This window comes from Cerasicoccus maritimus (assembly GCA_031296935.1).
Lineage (GTDB): Bacteria > Verrucomicrobiota > Verrucomicrobiia > Opitutales > Cerasicoccaceae > Cerasicoccus > Cerasicoccus maritimus.
Genome location: JAVDPD010000014.1, coordinates 74,642 through 91,905, shown reverse-complemented (window position 1 = coordinate 91,905; position 17,264 = coordinate 74,642). Strand labels below are relative to the sequence as shown.

Annotated in this window: 17 protein-coding genes; 13 read left to right on the top strand and 4 right to left on the bottom strand. The window is 57.4% G+C overall.

Annotated elements, in window-relative coordinates:
- Positions 1–3: 3 nt before the first annotated feature.
- Complete coding sequence (locus tag RBB62_RS10710) at positions 4–501, bottom strand: HIT family protein (protein ID WP_309398814.1); 498 nt, start codon at positions 499–501, stop codon at positions 4–6.
- A gap of 243 nt (positions 502–744) precedes the next feature.
- Here RBB62_RS10710 and RBB62_RS10705 point away from each other — a divergent pair, with 243 nt between their 5' ends.
- From RBB62_RS10705 to RBB62_RS10685, 5 genes are all read left to right on the top strand, one after another.
- The gene (locus tag RBB62_RS10705; protein WP_309398813.1) at positions 745–1,170 is read left to right on the top strand and encodes a hypothetical protein; all 426 of its coding nucleotides are present in this window, start codon (positions 745–747) and stop codon (positions 1,168–1,170) included.
- A 1,076-nt stretch (positions 1,171–2,246) separates the two neighbouring features.
- On the top strand, positions 2,247–2,633 hold the full coding sequence (locus RBB62_RS10700; protein ID WP_309398812.1) for a hypothetical protein: 387 nt from the start codon (positions 2,247–2,249) through the stop codon (positions 2,631–2,633).
- A 75-nt stretch (positions 2,634–2,708) separates the two neighbouring features.
- On the top strand, positions 2,709–3,371 hold the full coding sequence (locus tag RBB62_RS10695; protein WP_309398811.1) for a PEP-CTERM sorting domain-containing protein: 663 nt from the start codon (positions 2,709–2,711) through the stop codon (positions 3,369–3,371).
- Between the two features lie 7 nt (positions 3,372–3,378).
- Positions 3,379–4,107, top strand: a complete 729-nt coding sequence (locus tag RBB62_RS10690; protein ID WP_309398810.1) for a type II secretion system protein — start codon at positions 3,379–3,381, stop codon at positions 4,105–4,107.
- A 323-nt stretch (positions 4,108–4,430) separates the two neighbouring features.
- Positions 4,431–5,075, top strand: coding sequence for a response regulator (locus RBB62_RS10685; RefSeq protein WP_309398809.1), 645 nt, complete (start codon positions 4,431–4,433; stop codon positions 5,073–5,075).
- Between the two features lie 130 nt (positions 5,076–5,205).
- On the opposite strand, the gene RBB62_RS10680 is transcribed toward RBB62_RS10685, so the two are convergent.
- Positions 5,206–5,703 (bottom strand): S24/S26 family peptidase, encoded by a 498-nt coding sequence (locus RBB62_RS10680; RefSeq protein WP_309398807.1) that lies wholly within the window; start codon positions 5,701–5,703, stop codon positions 5,206–5,208.
- Positions 5,704–5,992: 289 nt separating this feature from the next.
- Here RBB62_RS10680 and RBB62_RS10675 point away from each other — a divergent pair, with 289 nt between their 5' ends.
- From RBB62_RS10675 to RBB62_RS10640, 8 genes are all read left to right on the top strand, one after another.
- Positions 5,993–6,385: a S24/S26 family peptidase gene (locus RBB62_RS10675; RefSeq protein ID WP_309398806.1), complete on the top strand. Its 393-nt coding sequence runs from the start codon at positions 5,993–5,995 to the stop codon at positions 6,383–6,385.
- Positions 6,386–6,440: 55 nt separating this feature from the next.
- On the top strand, positions 6,441–8,999 hold the full coding sequence (locus RBB62_RS10670; RefSeq protein ID WP_309398805.1) for a M16 family metallopeptidase: 2,559 nt from the start codon (positions 6,441–6,443) through the stop codon (positions 8,997–8,999).
- Between the two features lie 244 nt (positions 9,000–9,243).
- Positions 9,244–12,060 carry a hypothetical protein gene (locus RBB62_RS10665; protein WP_309398804.1) on the top strand — a complete coding sequence of 939 codons (2,817 nt, stop codon included), beginning with the start codon at positions 9,244–9,246 and terminating at the stop codon, positions 12,058–12,060.
- Positions 12,033–12,773: a hypothetical protein gene (locus RBB62_RS10660; protein ID WP_309398803.1), complete on the top strand. Its 741-nt coding sequence runs from the start codon at positions 12,033–12,035 to the stop codon at positions 12,771–12,773. The genes RBB62_RS10665 and RBB62_RS10660 overlap by 28 nt, the downstream gene beginning before the upstream one ends.
- Positions 12,774–12,824: 51 nt before the next feature.
- The gene (locus tag RBB62_RS10655) at positions 12,825–13,202 is read left to right on the top strand and encodes a HesB/IscA family protein (RefSeq protein ID WP_309398802.1); all 378 of its coding nucleotides are present in this window, start codon (positions 12,825–12,827) and stop codon (positions 13,200–13,202) included.
- Between the two features lie 64 nt (positions 13,203–13,266).
- Positions 13,267–15,054, top strand: a complete 1,788-nt coding sequence (locus RBB62_RS10650; protein WP_309398801.1) for a hypothetical protein — start codon at positions 13,267–13,269, stop codon at positions 15,052–15,054.
- Positions 15,055–15,156: 102 nt separating this feature from the next.
- Complete coding sequence (locus RBB62_RS10645; protein ID WP_309398800.1) at positions 15,157–15,357, top strand: FmdB family zinc ribbon protein; 201 nt, start codon at positions 15,157–15,159, stop codon at positions 15,355–15,357.
- A gap of 57 nt (positions 15,358–15,414) precedes the next feature.
- The gene (locus RBB62_RS10640; protein ID WP_309398799.1) at positions 15,415–16,344 is read left to right on the top strand and encodes a tetratricopeptide repeat protein; all 930 of its coding nucleotides are present in this window, start codon (positions 15,415–15,417) and stop codon (positions 16,342–16,344) included.
- Here RBB62_RS10640 and RBB62_RS10635 read toward each other — a convergent pair.
- Both RBB62_RS10635 and thiS read right to left on the bottom strand, forming a co-directional pair.
- A complete protein-coding gene (locus RBB62_RS10635; protein WP_309398798.1) occupies positions 16,341–17,039 on the bottom strand; it encodes a phospholipase D-like domain-containing protein in 699 nt (232 codons plus the stop codon). The two genes, RBB62_RS10640 and RBB62_RS10635, sit on opposite strands and share 4 nt — an antisense overlap.
- 2 nt (positions 17,040–17,041) lie before the next feature.
- Complete coding sequence (thiS, locus tag RBB62_RS10630) at positions 17,042–17,263, bottom strand: sulfur carrier protein ThiS (RefSeq protein ID WP_309398796.1); 222 nt, start codon at positions 17,261–17,263, stop codon at positions 17,042–17,044.
- Position 17,264 lies beyond the last annotated feature (1 nt).

Sequence of the window (17,264 nt, the reverse complement as noted above, 5' to 3'; positions counted from 1 at the left end):
AAATTAGACGGCGTGCGCCGGGGTGAACTCGCGCAAGCGCTGCCACATGGCGTCCATGCTTTCGGGCAAGACGCGGGTGTCGCCCAAAACGGGCATGAAGTTAGTGTCGCCGTTCCACCTGGGAACGATATGGCAATGCAAATGTTGAGGGATGCCGGCACCAGCGGCGTCGCCAAAATTGAAGCCCACGTTGAACCCATTAGGGCGAAGTGCGTCGGTCAGGATTTGTTGGCCCAGCACGATGGTTTCCATGAGGTCGGCGCGCTCGGCGGCGGTCAGGTCAGCTAGCTGCGGCGCTTCGCGGTAGGGCGCGGCCAATAGGTGGCCCGCATTATACGGATACTTGTTCATGACCAGAAACGAATGCTCCCCGCGCCAAAGCAAGTGGTTCGCGCGATCGTCGTCACTGGCTGGGATGCGGGCAAAGGGATTCCCGCCCTCCTTGTCCGACTTGGGGGCTTCGATGTAGGCCATGCGCCAATAGGCGTGCAGAGATTCCATCACTTGTATTTAAAAATAGATCCCCGATCAGGGAATTTTTCGGAGGATGTAATAGAAGAATTGGTCGTCTGGCTAGCTCAAACCATAAGCGCTAAAATTGGTAAAAATCTGGGGTAATGTAGCTAGTTAATTGCCAAGTTTGGACGACATTCGTGGCAAAAGCGTTCAATCGTAATTCACTCAATCGCCACACAAGAAGCATTGCCGCTGCCGGGCATAAGCCACAGGCTAGCCAACACCGCCATGAAATCTCTGATCTCCACCTGCCTGCTTTACCTGGCAGTCATCTCGCTGACCGGTTGCGCCGGGCAGGAAAAAGCCGTCACCCTGCACTTCCGCGACGCCGTAACCCAGGAGCCGATCGGCAGCGGAAGTGCCATAATCCAGCAACGAATCAGCTACTTTTCCAAAGACCCCGTGGGCCATGTCGCCGAAATCAAGCCCGACGGCCAAGCCTACCTGCGGCGCGTAAAAGAGGGCAGCTGGGCAATACGCGCTGACGCCCCCGGCTACGACGCCGCCTGGCTTTGGTTCTCCTTCGATGTCGACAAAGACATCCAACGCCCCGCCGCCGGACAATGGGAGACCATGATGACCACTCAGCAATACCCAAACATCCCAGACCGCGCCATCGAGTTCCAAATGGAGATCACCGAGCCGAAGCGCTAACCAGCCAACGTCAACCGCCACCTTGCCCCTACGAGGCTCCGCATCAATAGCCCAGGATTAAAGCGGAGCTCCGTTGGGCAAACAAGCGAGCTCTCTCACACATTCTGGCTCCCTAACCCTTTGACTACCAACGTCGTTTAATAGTGAGAGCTACTCACTAGTAAAATGCTCAAGCGTGCACTTTTTATTTGTAAAAGCACGCCTACATGATAGTGTCTAAACAATCACGCAAATGCTGCCTTCACTGCCGGAACGCGAAGCTTCAGCGAGTGTTTATGCTGCCTCGCAACAAAACGCTATCCTTACGCAGCACTCGCTGAAGCTTCGCGCTCCTCCAACTCCCAACTCACCACTCGTAACTTTACAAACCCACATACCCATGAACCTCCCCCACCGCCCTCCCATCTAGCAAAACGGCGCTGCCCTGCAGCGTCCACCCGCCCGCCTGCAATGCTCCAGGACCGGAGTCACGGGCGGGGCTCATTCGCGGATAAAATCCATTTCGCGACGCCCCGCTGACTTTAATCCCCTGCCCCGCCAACGGAGGCAGCCCGGCTTTGGCTCATTGATGCCACTTGCGCACGGCAACTCCCCCCGTCGCCCGGATTATCCGCTGGCGACCGCCTTGGCCTCGCCCGCCAATCCCCAAGCGAACGCCCATTGCGGCCCTCGCCCGGGTTTCCCATGTGTTCTTTGATAGATTTTTGCCCAAGATCCCCCCCCTCCCCCGGCCCCCTGCGGGGCTCCGGGAGGAAAAAGGAAAAAGATTAAAGGAAAAAGTGATAGCGGTGTTCTTTGCGATATGGAGTGCGCCAGCCCTCTGGCGCTTTAAGTATTTTACGAAAACGGAGAAGTTTTATGTCGACATAGTTCCATGCTAAAGCGCCAGAGGACTGGCGCACTCCATAAAGGAATCCATGTGCATTGTCGTTCTCTACCGTGCGTTGTGGTTCTCTGCCGTGCATGGCGACTCTCCACCGCGTCCCGGTCGCGACTTTTTCCTTTTTCCTTTAATCTTTTTCCTCTCCGCCAACTCGCATTTGACACCGCGATAAGCATTGCTAAACCTAGCGTTAATGTTTCTCCGCAATGCCCGACAACTGCGCCTGAGCGCAATTGTTGTCCTCGCCCTGGTGGTCAACCTGGCGGGGGTCTGGCCGATGCTGAGTCAACCTGCGGCGCAGAAAGTCGACCTCTTCCAGCGCTACAGCGAATTCATGAGCCTCCGCGAGGCGCTTGAGCACTCCATTGGCGAAGTGGAATTCTGTGGCCAAGCGCCAACGCCGGAAAATCTCCCTGCCAACTGGGAGGCCCTCCCCAGCCACCAGGAAGCCAAATTGATCTTGCTGGGGCAAGCCACGCACTTAGTCCCACCGCCAGCGGCCGCATTGCCGCAACCCACGGAACCCCGTATCCCAGGCCTACGCAGACTGACGCCTGAGCCACCCCCTCCACGAGCCTAGATTGGTCCCCCCGAACCGTTGACGACGCGCCACGACGGCGCGCCCGCCTGACGTATTCACCCAACCAATCTAGCTATGTACTCAAAATCATTCGTTTCTGCATCCTGCCTGGCGATCGCCGCCAGCGCGGCCTCCCTTCACGCCGCCGAGCTATCCAGCGTCGGCCAAATCATGCCGATGGTCCACATCAGCATTCAGTTCAACTCGTTCGACAACACGCTGGCGGCGGTTGTCGATTCCGACGTCCCGCAAATGACGCCACTGAGCATCCTCTCTCCCGGCGACTCATTTAACCCAGCCGACCCGTGGTATGACACACTCGATCCGAGCCAGGAGGGCTTAGCATGGACACGCCGCTACGGCTTCGTCTCCACACTCGATCCCGCGCCCGATGACCTGTATTTCTGGGTCAGTCTGGACGCCGTCAGTGCTGGCCTCGAGGCCTACTATTATCGGGAGTCCCCGGCCACGTTCGAGGCAATATTCGGCACAGACGGCTCCAGCTTCCTTTGGCAATACCCAGACTCGATGACGCACCCGGTTTTTGCCACAGACAACGTAGGCAACTACAGCGTTAGCGGCATTGTTTATATTGGTGACGAGAATGGTGTCGCTGACCCCAGCTATGAGGCAGCCCCGTTCACGCTAAATCTGACTGCGGTGCCCGAGCCATCCACGTATGCAGTACTGCTGGGCGCAAGCGCGTTGGCTCTAGCCACCATCCGTCGAAAACGCTGATCACCCAATGAGCGCTCAACTTGCGCAACGCCGCCTGGTTCCATACCGGGCGGCGTTCACCCTCATTGAACTGCTAAGCGTGGTGGCGATCATCGCCATCCTCGCTGGCATCCTGATCAGCGTCGTTGGCGTGGTCAGCGAAAACGCGCGAAAGGCAAAGTCAACCGCCCGCCTGAAGAACCTGGGTTCGAGCGCGCTGCTCTACTCCATCGAGCACGCTGGCTCCTGGCCTCAAAGCAGCCACGCTTACACTCAGGCCTCCCCCCAATGGTGGCTGGCCCTGGCGCCCTATCTGGGCAGTGATATTACCCGCGCCTCCGACCCACGCCGCGCCGACTACCTAAACGGAATTTTACGCGACCCACTCGACCCCGAAGAGACGCCCGGGGGCCACAGCAATGAATTCAGCTATGGCTTCAACGTCTACCTGCAACTCGGCGAACTGGATGACTACGATGGCAAACCTCAGCGCTGGAACACCGTCTACCGCACCCCACACCCGGAATCAACCGTCATCTTCGCCACCAATCAACTAGACAGCAGTGACCACTTTATGGCGCACGATTGGGCCAGCACTGCGGATGCCGAACACGATCTCGATATCCGCAGCAACGATCTAGCCGGCTTCGTATTTTGCGATGGCCACACCGAATGGCTCAGCCCTACCCAAAGTTTTTCCCCGGCAAACGGCGCCAACCTCTGGCATCCCGACCAGGCGGTCCAACCTAAACCGTAAGAATCGAAGTGCGCTTCATGCCCGGAGCAACGCCGCCCTGAATCCAAAGCGCCTCATCTCGCCCATGAGAGGTTAATCTAAATACGCCAGAGGCATAAACTTCAGTCACCAAGGCTATCATGTAAGGAAAAAACCTTGCCTATACAATCTGCATCCCCTTGCCTATCAGCATAATTCCCGATACTCATTTATCATAAACACCCCAAATGCGAGATCTAGGGTTTAAATCTTTATAAACTTCGGTTTATTACAAACATCTATTAAGAGGGATAATCCCACCGGTCGTTGACAAACCAAAAGCTGCGACTTATTATTATACTCAAATGAAACGCGTCGTAATAATCGAGGACCAAACCATTTTACGTGAATTCACCCGTGCTTTGGTTGAAAACTGCCCCATGCTGGAACTCGTTGGCGAAACCGGCGACGGCCTCAAAGGATACGAAATCACCCGTGAGCTCAAGCCGGACATGCTCATTTTGGATGTCATTTTACCCGGTCTAAACGGCATTAGTTTGATGAGGCGCCTCCACAAGGAGCAACCAGCCCTCCACGTTCTCGGCTTCTCCTCCTTCCAAAACAAGATGCTGGTCAAGCAGATGATCGAAGCTGGTGCCCGCGGGCTCGTGCAGAAAACCGAGAGTCTGGAAATCCTAGAAACCGCGATCAACAAAGTTGCTGAAGGCCAAAGCTACTTCAGCCCCAAGGTTGCGGAAATCATGCGCGAAATCATGATCCACCCAGACCAATCCTTCAGCCTGGATGACTTGACCAACCGCGAAGTCGAAATTCTCAAGCTCATTGCCGAGAGCTTCAGCAACAAGGAAATTGCACAAAAGCTGAGCATCAGCGTGAAGACTGCGGAAACACACCGCAATCGCATCATTGCCAAGCTGAACATCCACGATGCGCCAGGGTTGACCCGCTTCGCCATCGCCAACGGCTTGGTCAACATTTACGGCGAATAAAGCTGCATCCCCACTCCCAAATCTCGGATCAGCCAACCGATGAAAAAGCCCCAGGATAACCCGGGGCTCTTTTCACGATCAGTAGTGATAACGATAACTATGGAGTGCAAACACTGCTCAATGTAATAGGTTAGCGGGTTTTACCCAGCACACGCGGGATGCCACACTTTGCGGCGTAAGCAAGCCCAGCCGGATCCTCTCCGGCAGAGTTCAGCACACCAAAGATCACGCCACGGTAGTTATGGGCGTTCAAACTGCCAGGGTCATCCCTGCGGTTGTTTACCCCTCGGGTAATCCAGCGACCATCCTCATTGCGCATCAGCCAGTGGCCAACCAAGTCACCGGCTTCGTCTTCGAAGACGACCATCATGCCGGGCTTCAGCTTGCTCATTGGGGCCTCATCCACCAGTAAAACTGAACCATTGCCAAAGTAGGGAGCCATCGATTGGCCACCACCAAGCATCACCTCCCAGCCAGCATTGCGCTCGGCAACTTTCTGACCATCACTGATCGCTTGTTGCAGCGATACATTCGTCGAGCAATTAACTTCAATCTGCCTTGATTCTGCGCGGATACCCAGCATCAGAATCGAGCAGGCGAGCATCAGGTGGAGGCGTTTAAAGTTCATGCCCAAAGTTTACTTCAAATCAAGCTCTTCGGGTAGCCACTCGACGTTGTATTTTTAATGTGCAGCTTCTGTATAATTAGCCACACTACTGTATATTTTCAGGCTGCGGATCATGCACCAGCATTGAATGCATGCTTGATGAAATAATCGTAAAATCCAGTATCCCGCATCATTGATTCACTGACTCCAACATACAGCTTCAACCCGATTGATTAACCGAATGATTTAAACTATATTAACAGGCATGCAATCAGAGGGCACAGTGAGCGCTCTGGCGATGCTCATAAGCATGCTTTTATGCGGATGCGTAACGAATGATTCGCCTAATTTATCGGCACCAGCCTCTGCGGTTTCATTCCGTGAATCCAGCCGCGCGGCGCGATCCGTAGAGCATGAGCAGGAGGGGCGGCTGAGCGCACCTGCGCAAGGCAGTTCCATGCAGCCGCTTTACGGTGACAACGCATACCTGATCATCACGCCCATCGCTTTCAATGAGCTGCAATCGGGCATGCTCATTGCCTACCACAACCTTCAGGGCATGCGCGTGGTTCATCGTCTGGGTGAGAGAGAGGGCGCCTACTGGACCGTGAAGGGTATCAACAACCGATATGAGGACGCCGACTACGTGACGCCAGACAACCTGATCGGCGTCGTTTACGGCTCATTCTTTGCCAGTCAGTAACAGCGACGACGCTTTGTGCTTTCATTTTTCAGCACAAAGCTGTTACCTGCCCCGCATGCCCGATTATTCTGCCAATGCTGGCCTCATCGAAGCGCTTGCCCAGGAAACCATCCACCGCTACCAGCTCGCCAACGGCCTGACCGTCGTCCACAGGGAAGACCGCGCCGCTGAGCTCATCTCCGTGCAAACCTGGGTCAAGACCGGCAGCATCCACGAGGGCGCGATGCTCGGCGCCGGCCTGTCCCACTACCTGGAGCACCTCCTCTTTAAGGGCACCGAAAAGCGCGGTCCGCTGGACATCAGCCGCGAAATCAACGGCTGCGGCGGCTACATCAACGCCTACACCACCTTCGACCGCACGGTTTACTACATCGACGGCCCGTCCAACGCCGCAGGCACGATTTTCGACGTCCTCGCCGACATGTCGCTCAACGCCTCACTGCCGGAAGACGAAATCATCCGCGAGCGCGACGTCATCTTGCGCGAGATCGATATGGGCCTCGACGACCCCGACCGCCGCCTCTTCCACACTTTCGCGCACACCGCCTTCCGCGAGCACCCTTACCGGCACCCCGTCATCGGCCACCGTGCGCTCTTCGAGGGCGTGACGCCCAACGACCTCCGTGAATATTACCACGGCCGCTACGCGCCGAACAACCTCGTGCTCGTCGTCGTCGGTGCCTTGTCCGAGACCGAGTGCCGCGCCCTAGCGGAGGAACATTTTGGCCAAAAGCCGATGCGCCAGCTCGCCCCAGCCTACGTGCCACAAGAGCCCGCGCAACTCGCCCCCCGCGAAGACCGTTCCACGGGCGATTTCAACATCGTCCGCGGCTTCATCGGCTTCAAGGTGCCCGGCCTCGGTGCCGAAGACGCCCCCGCGCTCGACGTCCTTGCCCGCCTCCTCGGCAACGGTGCCAGCTCCTGGCTCTGGCAAAGCCTTCGCGAAAAACAACGCCTCGTGCACAACATTTCCGCCGGCTGCTGGAACCCCGGCGACCACGGCCTGTTCTGGATCAGCTACCTCTGCGACCCGGGCAAACGCGAAGCCGTCGAAGCCGCCATCCGCAGTGAGCTCTCCATCGCGCAAACCCGCGCCCCGCAGCCCGAAGAGCTCGCCAAGATTGTCCGCCAAGCGCTCGTAGGCGAAGTCAATTCCCGCAAAACCGTTGGTGGCCAAGCCTCGCGCCTGGGATCGGCGGAAGTCGTTGCCGGCGACCTCGGTTTCCCGCAACAGCACCTGCGCCGCCTCAGCGCGTTGACGCCCGAGTCCGTGCTTCAGGCCGCCTCGCGCTACCTCGTCGAAACTGCCGAGACCGCAGCCTCCATCGAGCCAAAGAAGGAAACCGTCTCCGCGCCGTCGATCAACACCGGCGCCGGCCTGCCCGACTTTGAAGAAGTGACCTTGAAAAACGGCGCGCGCCTGCTCCTGCAAAACGGCGGCAGCGTGCCCAAGACCCACGTGCGCTACGTCTCCCGCGGCGGCCCGCTGTGGGACCCCGTCGGCCAGCGCGGCTTGACTGGTGTGTTTGCCACGCTCCTCGCGCGCGACACCTCAAAGCGGACCGCAGCCGAAGTCGCGGCGACGATTGAATCCGTCGGCGGCAGCTTTGATGAGCATGTCGGCAACAACACCTTTGGCCTCTCCGTGGAGACCCTGAGCGGGGACTTCCCCCTCGCCGCCGAGCTACTCAGCGACTCGCTTCACCACGCCTCGTATTTGCCCACGACGTTCGAGATCGAACGCGATGCGCAGATCGCCTCCCTCCAGGAAGACGACGACGAAGTCCTCGAATGGAGCCGCCGTCAGATGCGCGCAAAATACTTCGGCGCCCACCCCTACGCGGTGGATTACCTCGGGCTCGAAAACGACCTCAAGTCGCTGACGCCGGACCACGTCCGCGCGCTTGCTGGGCAGTTGCTCGCCGGCCCCAATGCGCTCGTCGCCGTGACGGGTCAGTTTGACCGCAACCAAGTCGTCAACACCCTCGGGCCGATCCTCGAAGCCCTGCCAGCCGACTTTGCCAACCTCGCCTCCCCCGCGCACGACGCCCCCGCCGAAACCGGCAGCATCCTGCTGGAGCGCGACCGCGAGCAGGCCATTGTCCTCGTCAGCTACCCGGACAGCGGGGTGGTCGACGCCGACGCCTACTTGGCCGGCGAGGCGCTCGACGAGCTCTTTAGCGGCATGTCCAGCCAGCTCTTCCAAAAGGTTCGCGAGGAGAAAGGCATGGCCTACTTTGTCGGGTCCCAGCGCATGCTCGGGCTCAACTGTGGGATGTTCACCTTCTACGCCGGCACGAGCAAGCAGCAGGCCGACGAGGTGGAGGCCGAAATCCTGGCCGAAGTCGAGCGCGCCCGCGCGGGCGGCTTCACCGGGCAGGAATGGGCGGCTTGCAAAACACGTCTCGTCGTTCGCCGCGCTCAGGGCCAGCAATCTCCGGGTTCCCGCGCCATGCACGCCTGCCTGAACGCACTTTATGGCCAACCGGTCAACTCCTGGAGAAAATATCCGGATCGTGTGCACAATTTGAGCCTCGATCAGCTCACCGCTTTCGCCCAAGAGCGATTTACCACTGATAAGCGTCTGATTTTAAAGACCTTGCCTAATAAATAATGTCCTAGCGTTCAGCAACCGGGGTCCTTTGACTCTGTGACGCCGAGGTTAAACTTCGTCGTCAGCGGCGCCATCATCTTGAGTTTTATCGTGTTTTTCGCACGGTAAGGCTACCCTCGCATGCAATTTGCTTTCTTGAACTTCAGGCATGAATAGCCAATCGTATACTCAACCAAACAAAGGTTCCCATTTGCGCAAAAATGGGAGTAAAAGCGGCTTCGCGCTCGTCACCGCGCTAGCCCTAATGTCCTTTATTTTCTTGCTGATCTTCAGCATGTCCACGCTGACTCAGGTCGAGCTTGCCACCGCGAGCCACACGAAAGCTGAGACAACCGCCAAAGAAAACGCCCGGCTGGGCCTTCTAGTCGCCCTGGGCCAGCTACAGCAAGCCGCCGGCGCAGACCAACGCGTCACCGCCCGCGCCGAAATCCTCGGCGACGGCAATTACGATGCCTCCAACCAGTATTGGACCGGCGTCTGGGACACCACCGACATGAGCGAAGATCCCGTGTGGCTAGTCTCCGGCAGCCCCGTGGTGACTACTGCGCCCTCCGACACAGCTCAATTGGTTAAAAGCACATATTCGCCGATAACTGGCCAAATAATCCCCGCCGTCAATGCGCCAGCAGTTGAAGTCTTTGAGAACCAGACCCATGTTGGCAACTACGCCTACTGGATCAGCGGTGAAAATGAAAAACTTTCACTGAGTGCGATGGAGAGAGTCGCGGATTTCCCAACTCAAGAAACAGAACGACGCTATTTGGAATACCAAAGCATAGTTCCTGACTTGAATTATTTGGACTCAGCAGGCTACACCACCACGACGACCGACAACTTCGATATTAATGCCAATAGCGATCTCGGCGACATGCTAGCCAACGCCATTTCCAACGATCAGTTTGCACTCATCGACTTGACAAACAGTAACGACGCCGCTTTCCCAACTTGGCGATCAAGCGGCTTCTCGCACGACGCCACTGCCAATACCTGGTCCGTACTGGCCAACACCAAAGATGGCGGCCTGAAGCGCAATTTATTTGATGACACCCTGACCGATGCAATCGCCAACAGCGCCACCCGCGATTTTCTGGTGGGCTACGAAGACACCCTCGACGCAAGCACCGACAGCACCAGCGGCATCGCCGACGGCGAACCCTACTTCGAACCGCGCGCCATCCCCACGGAACTGACGCTATGGATCGGCATTTTTCATACATGGACTGATGCCAAGCTACGCATCCGCTTCCACCTGCAATGCGAATTCTGGAACCCCTACACCATTCCACTCATTTACGCTTCTGACACCGACTCCAGATACGACCGCGCATTCACCGTCCGCTTTGAAAACCTGCCCACGGTCACCATTGAACAAATTTCCGGCAACATGAAAGCGCCGACGATCATTGAGGACCTCAATGATTTCTCCGCTTACGCCGATGGCAACTACCGTGAGACCATTAACTCTTGGGTTGAGATACCGACCATCAGCTCCCTCAACAAACCAGAGCTGGGACCAGGCGAAGTTTACGGCGTCACCGAACCGAACCCCAACACTCAAGCTTATGGTTTGGCTCGAGACTTCGGCACTATCCGCTGGTCGGGAAACCAAGACACCCGACCTGATGATGCGGACAAAATTAAAATCAGCGCAGTCCACCCGGATAACGGCCTAAAAATCATCGTCGAAGACTACAAATCTGGCAATGAAGTCTTCGTCATTGAGAACCTTGCATTCGACGACTTCGAAATCGAAAAAACTTTTCGCAGCAGCGCAGGAAATAGCGGCGACTCTTTTTCACGCAGCAGCAGCAGCTCCTATACTCAAGGAGACTACACGATCGCCTACCACTATCGTCTCGACACTGACGAGACCAACCCGGGCCTGCTGAAAGAGCTGATCGAAGGACTCGACATACGTGACCCAGTACTCGACGCCCAAGGGACATTCACCGGAAAAGACGGCTCGGAGCACAAAGTGTCCGACTACATTCTACAGGCCAGCACCAACCCAGCGGACGCTGCCCAATACGCTTCTGAATTTTTCTCCATATTGGACATATTCAAGGTCAACGAGGAACGCGAACACCTAGAGTATGCTGGCGGCGGCGAAACCGGAAACGTCTCCATCCTCGCCTACGACATTCCCCGCAAAGACAGCGACTTCGTATCACTAGGTGCCCTGCGCAATCTACCCGTCATGAACGAGTCTCTCGCTACCCTGGGCTCCACCCACCCAGACGCGAAAAACGAAATCTTCGACGAATACTTTGTCGCCAACTCCGGAGTTGCCATGGCCGGAAGCGCAGCGCCAGACACCAACCCGCACCTGTCCTACCTGGAGGAAGTCTCGATGCTTTCCGCCAAGGATGTTGCGGCCAATGCCCTACTCAACGGGGGCTTCAACATCAACAGCACTTCAGTCGCGGCATGGATGAGCTTCCTCAGCAGCCGCGGCGTGATCGAGGATGCCACCGGCGACAACATCACCGCACGCCACCTGTTCACCCGGATGCCCTACTATTCAGCCGAGCACCCAGACATCGTAACCAACGAATCAGTACTCCGCAGCACGGGTGCCAGCGTGACCATGCCGCCGGTTTATGAACAAGGTATGCGCCAGCTCGATCCCACCGATGCCCATGAAAAAATGCTGATTATTGCGGAAGGCATCGTCGACCACCTCAAACAGCGCGGTGAGCCCTATGCATCCGTGGATGAATTCCTCGACTCAGGTATAATCGATGAACTCTTGGAGGAGACCGAAATCAATAAAGACATTCTGGAAAACTCCAATGTATACATTACGCAGGGAGACATCGCTGCCCAACGAGCCGATCTGCTCACCTCCCGCTCGGATACATTCCTGATTCGCTCCTACGGAGATGCTCGCAACGCGATTACCGGCGAAGTCACGGCTCAAGCCTGGGCAGAAGGGGTTGTCCGCCGACTCCCCAACCTCACAAATGCGAGTGGCCAAGTAGAGGACAACGCCCTTGAATCCAATCCACGTGAATTTGAAATCGTTTCCTGGCGATGGTTAGACAAATCGGAAGTATATTAATCGCTCTGCTGCTCACGCAGAACGCCCTGGCTCTCGGTGAGGATGAGAGCCCCACGCTGAACATTCGCTTTGCGACGCTTCCTCTGTCCTCCGATGTCGGCAAGGAAACACTCTATTACACCAGAGACGGCGAGCCGGACCTCAACGACGCCGTGGCGTTGGAACTCAACCCGCGCGAGCGCTCAGGTTATTACTCCTATCAAGGGCCCAACCCGATGCCGGTCTTCCGCAAGGAACTAGGCACGGAAGGCTTTATGGTGCTTACGCCGGTATACCAAGTGTATGTGCCTGGAGTCCGCGGCTCATGGCTCGTCATATTAGAACCAGCCAATGGACAGCAGCAACCACTGCCATTACCCAGCCATTGCATGGAATATGACGACTCACAGTTCCCGGAAGGCAGCCTGCTGTTCTTCAATAGCACCGCCGCTACCTTCCACGGAATTCTGGGCGACAAAAAAATTGAGATAACACCCGGCGCCAACCGAGCCATTGATATCAGCGATTATTATGAGGACGAAATTCCCGTGGGCTTGGTCGTGAAAGATGGCGATAAAATCCACAAGGTGCTCGTCAATAAACTTCGGTTCTATCCAGAGAGACGTACGCTCATGATTCTGCGTCCGCCACGTCGCGAAGGCTCTTACCGGATTCAGGCTCAGCGCATCACGGAATACTTGGGCAAGTTCAACGAACAAGACGCCGGCGCCTGATACTTGGGCCTAAGCTTGATTTTTTGCGCGGAGCGGGTTTGATTAGGGAGTATGTCTGATCCAGCCACGCTAAATCCGCCTGCCGATGTCCGCATTGGCGACGAACGCCTGATCCGCCTCACCGAGTCGGCCGGCAAGAAGGCGACGTCCCTCATCGAACGCGAGCAAAAGGGCGAATACCTGCGCGTGGCCATCAACGGCGGCGGCTGCAACGGCCTCTCCTACAAAATGAAGTTCGTCGCCGCCCCCAAGAAGAGCGACATCCTCGTGCCCACCAGCGGCATGAAAGTCGTGGTCGACATGAAGAGCGCACTCTACCTGAAGGGCACCATTATGGACTATTCGGACAAGATGGTGGGCGGCGGCTTCAAGTTCACCAATCCGAACGCCAAGAGCAGCTGCTCCTGCGGCGAAAGCTTCTCTGTTTAGGCATTTTCACGACCTGCGAAAGACGACCTTGCGCTGACCGCATGGCCTATCATATTCCACGGGAATGAATCGGCCTGCAACTAGCCCAAATCACAAAGGCAGCTGGATATATTTCGTCCTGCTGATGCTCGTGGCGTTGGCCTATAGCAGCCCTGTTTTCGAAAACATTCACAACCAGGGCATTGCCGACTGGGATCAGCATTTTTTCTACCACGAAGTCCCCGCCAAAAGCGTGCTGGAGTATGGGCAACTCCCGCTCTGGAACCCGTATTATTCCGGCGGCAACGCCTTGCTGGCTTATCCACAAACCCGCATTATCACGCCATTTTTCGGGCTGCATCTGGCCTTTGACACCCCGGTCGCGCTGAAGCTGGAGCTGTTTCTGCATTTGGCAATCGGGCTGATCGGCGGGTGGGTGCTCTGCCGCTATCTCGGCGCACGGTCAATCATCTCGCTGGCTGGCGCACTGATCATTTTGGGCAACGGCATTTACGCCCACCGCATGATCGGCGGACACACCTGGTTTTTCTCCCAAGCCTACTTCCCGTGGGTCATTTACTTTCTGCTCCGCTGTCTAAGAGACAAGCGCCCGGTATGGCCCGCCGCGCTACTCATAGCGCTGATGCTCTTTGAGGGTGGCATTTACACAGTGCCCCACGTCCTGATCTACTGCGGCTTGATCGCCTTAATTTACGCCGGGCTCACTCGCAGCCTGACGCCGATCTGGCGCATGCTACAGCTGGTCGCCATCACTTGCGGGCTGGCCGCCGTCAAACTGCTGCCATTCTTGGATTTCTTCCGACGTTTTCCGCGCCACATCGACTCAACCGACAGCCTAAGCCCGACAATGCTCTGGAACGCCCTCACCGTCCCAGACATTCACGCACACCCGGAATTACTGACCAATGCCAAATGGGCCTTCATTGAATATGCGGCCTACATTGGGGCCATCCCGGCTGTCATCGCGATCGTGTTTTTCTTCATTTGCCTGGCGACCCGCTGGCGCACGAACAAGCTCCTCGCCGCCGCCGTGGCACCCGGCCTGGTGTTTGTCTTGCTGGCATTGGGTAGCCTGTTTCCGTATTCGCCTTGGGATATATTACACCACCTGCCGGTCTTTAAATCCATGCACGTGCCGACGCGATTCCTGCCCGGGTTTTTACTGGCGCTGGGCATCGCGTTTGCCACCGGCGTGACCGCGCTGGAGCTCAGGCTCCGCCAGCGGTGTCAAGACGCCCCGCTACCGGCATTTAAAAACCACCCCAAGCTCGCTACGGCCCTGCCCACCGCAGCCGTCATTGCCCTTACGATTTGGACCATCGGCGACATCACTTACCAAAACCGGACCTTGCTGGAACCGGTCTTTCGCATTGCACCGTTACCCCAACAGGCCGAGCAACCGTTTCGTCAAGTGCTCGGCAACGAGGTCCAAATGTATGCGCACGCCAAAGCCAATCTCGGCTCAATTCGCGCCTACGAAATGATGACCTTCGGGCCGCATGCCGTCCCGGCGGAATCCCGGCAATACCGAGGCGAAGTCCACCTACTACAAGGCGGTACCTCGGCCTATGCCTACTGGTCGCCCAACGTTCTGGAAATTGACTACTCATCCCCGGTGGACGACATTCTAGTGATCAACCAAAACTACAGCCCCGACTGGTCCAGCCCCAGCGGCCACGTAGTGATTGATCACGAGGGACTCATCGCCGTCTATGCGCCTAGTGGCGACAACCAACGCATCGTACTCAGCTACCAACCACTGTCCTTCACCATCGGCGTCGGCGTATCCCTGCTAACAATTGTGCTGCTCGGCTACGCCAGTTACCGGCGCAAAATGAAACTATCGCCTTAGCCTCTTCAGCGCCCTCTCAAGATTGAGAGTTAATAATTTACCCGCCGATGCGCAAGAACGGCATGATTGCATTTTGAGCGCAAATCGCCACACTCGGCCATTATGCCAATTTACGAATACCATTGTCCGGACTGTGACAGCGACCACGAGCTGCTCGTCCGCAATTCCAGCGAACAGCCCAAGTGCCCAAAATGCGGTGGCGAACACCTGCATAAGCAATTCTCCACCTTCGCGGCAAGCGGTGCCCCGCAAGGCGGCAACAGCAGCTGCTGCCAAGGCGGTGGTTGCGGCTGCTCTCACTAACCACGTCCCGATGATGGATTGACATAAGCGACGCGAAATGCGCCGCTTATTTGCTTTATGGACAAAAGATTTCCCATCGCCGCGCTGATCTTCACCCTGGCCCTCCAAGGCTGCACCTGGCTCGGCCTTAGCGACGACGAATCCGACGCCACACGCGAGGCCCGCGCCGAGCGCGTGACCGCCATCCAAAACGCCAACCCCGAGTTTGGCGCCCCCCGAGGCGAGACACTCTCCGACCGACGCCTGCGCGACATCTACGACAACCAACAGAGTCTTTACCAGCGCCTCAGCGCCGAGGGAGCCGAGCTGCGCGACCCGGAATACGACCGCCTCATCAAGGAAGTCCTTACCCAATACCAGTCCTACCTCCTCGACTTCCCGGACAATGTCTATGGCGTGATTCTCTACGGCAAAATGCTTCGCGATATCGGCCAGCGCGAGCAGGCAAACATCGCCTTCCTCCGCGCCAACCGCCTCGATCCCAACATTGCCGTCGTCAAGCAGCAGATCGGCAATTACCTCGCCGAAGAAGGCGAGCCCAGCGTCGCCCTGGCCTACTACATTTCCGCCGCCGAACTCGAGCCCAACGAGCCTGTTTATGCCTACCAGATCGGCGAACTGCTACACACTTACCGCGCCGAGCTGATCGAGCGCGATGCTCTGGAGCCCGCCCTGCTCGATCAACAAATGCTCGATGCCTTTGCCAAAGCCCACGAACTCGACTCAAACAACCGCCAGCTCAACCAGCGTTACGCGGAGTCTTATTTCGACGTCGAGGCACCAGACTGGCCCAAGGCTCGCGCCCTCTGGCGCAAGCTGGAGGTCAGCTCCACGGACCCGGCTGAACGCGACTGGATTCGCCTCCAGGAGGCCCGCGTGCTCATCAACATGCAGCACTACGCAGAGGCCCGCCAAATCCTCAGCCAGATCCAGACGCCTGGCCTCGAAGACGCCAAAGACATGCTGCTCCAGCAGGCCGCCGGCTAATAATCCGCCATCGTGCGCCAGAGCTTTTCGAACTCGGCCTGATAGGCTTCGACTGCGCTGCCGTCGTTGGTGATGAGCAGATTTTCCTGATTGTGCGAAGCGGCGCTGCGCGTCCAGTTATAGCTGCCGGTCAACAGGCGGGCGCCATCAATCAGCGCAAACTTGTGGTGCATGTGGTCGGGGGCGACATCCACCTTCACGGCCACGCCCGCGCGGTCCATCCGGCGCACGTCGGAGCCCGCATCGCGCGCCTTGTCGTTGTCGGTGACAATGCGCACCGCGACCCTTCGCTGCCGCGCATCCAGAATGGCCTCCACAATGCGGTCATCCGTAATCGTAAAAACGCAAATATCCAGCGACTTCCGGGCGCTGCGCAGACTGCCGATAATCGCATTGAGGCAGTCAACACCCGGGCTGAAATACGCGCTGCTTTGAATCTGCTGCGGCGGTTTGCGCTGGATTTCGAGCACCGTCTTGCTCGCATCCTCCAGCCAGTCGATCAGCTCCAGGGCATTGCCGGCATCGAGCTGACTCCGGGCCAAGTCAAAAATCTTTGCGCGCAGAATCGCCAGCTCGCGCCTGTCCAGCTCAGCGTCACGCAAAAGCCCGCGCACAGCCTGTAGTTCGCTGCGGGAGATTTTCCCGTCGGCCAACGTTTGCCGCAGAGCGGCCTCAATTGTAGCGAGATCAGCCATCACTAACCACCGGCTACAATGCGGACAATCTCCAGCACATCGCCGCTGGCGAGCGTCGCGGCCTTGGCGTCGGACTGCGTCAGCGCCTCGCCGTTGCGCTCGACCACGACGCGCTCCGGCGCCTGCCCGCGCTCAGCCAGGAAGTCCGGCAGCGACGTGCCGTCCTCGATGGAAAACGTTTCTCCGTTGGCGGTGATCTTGATCATGTTGATAGAGGTAAACATC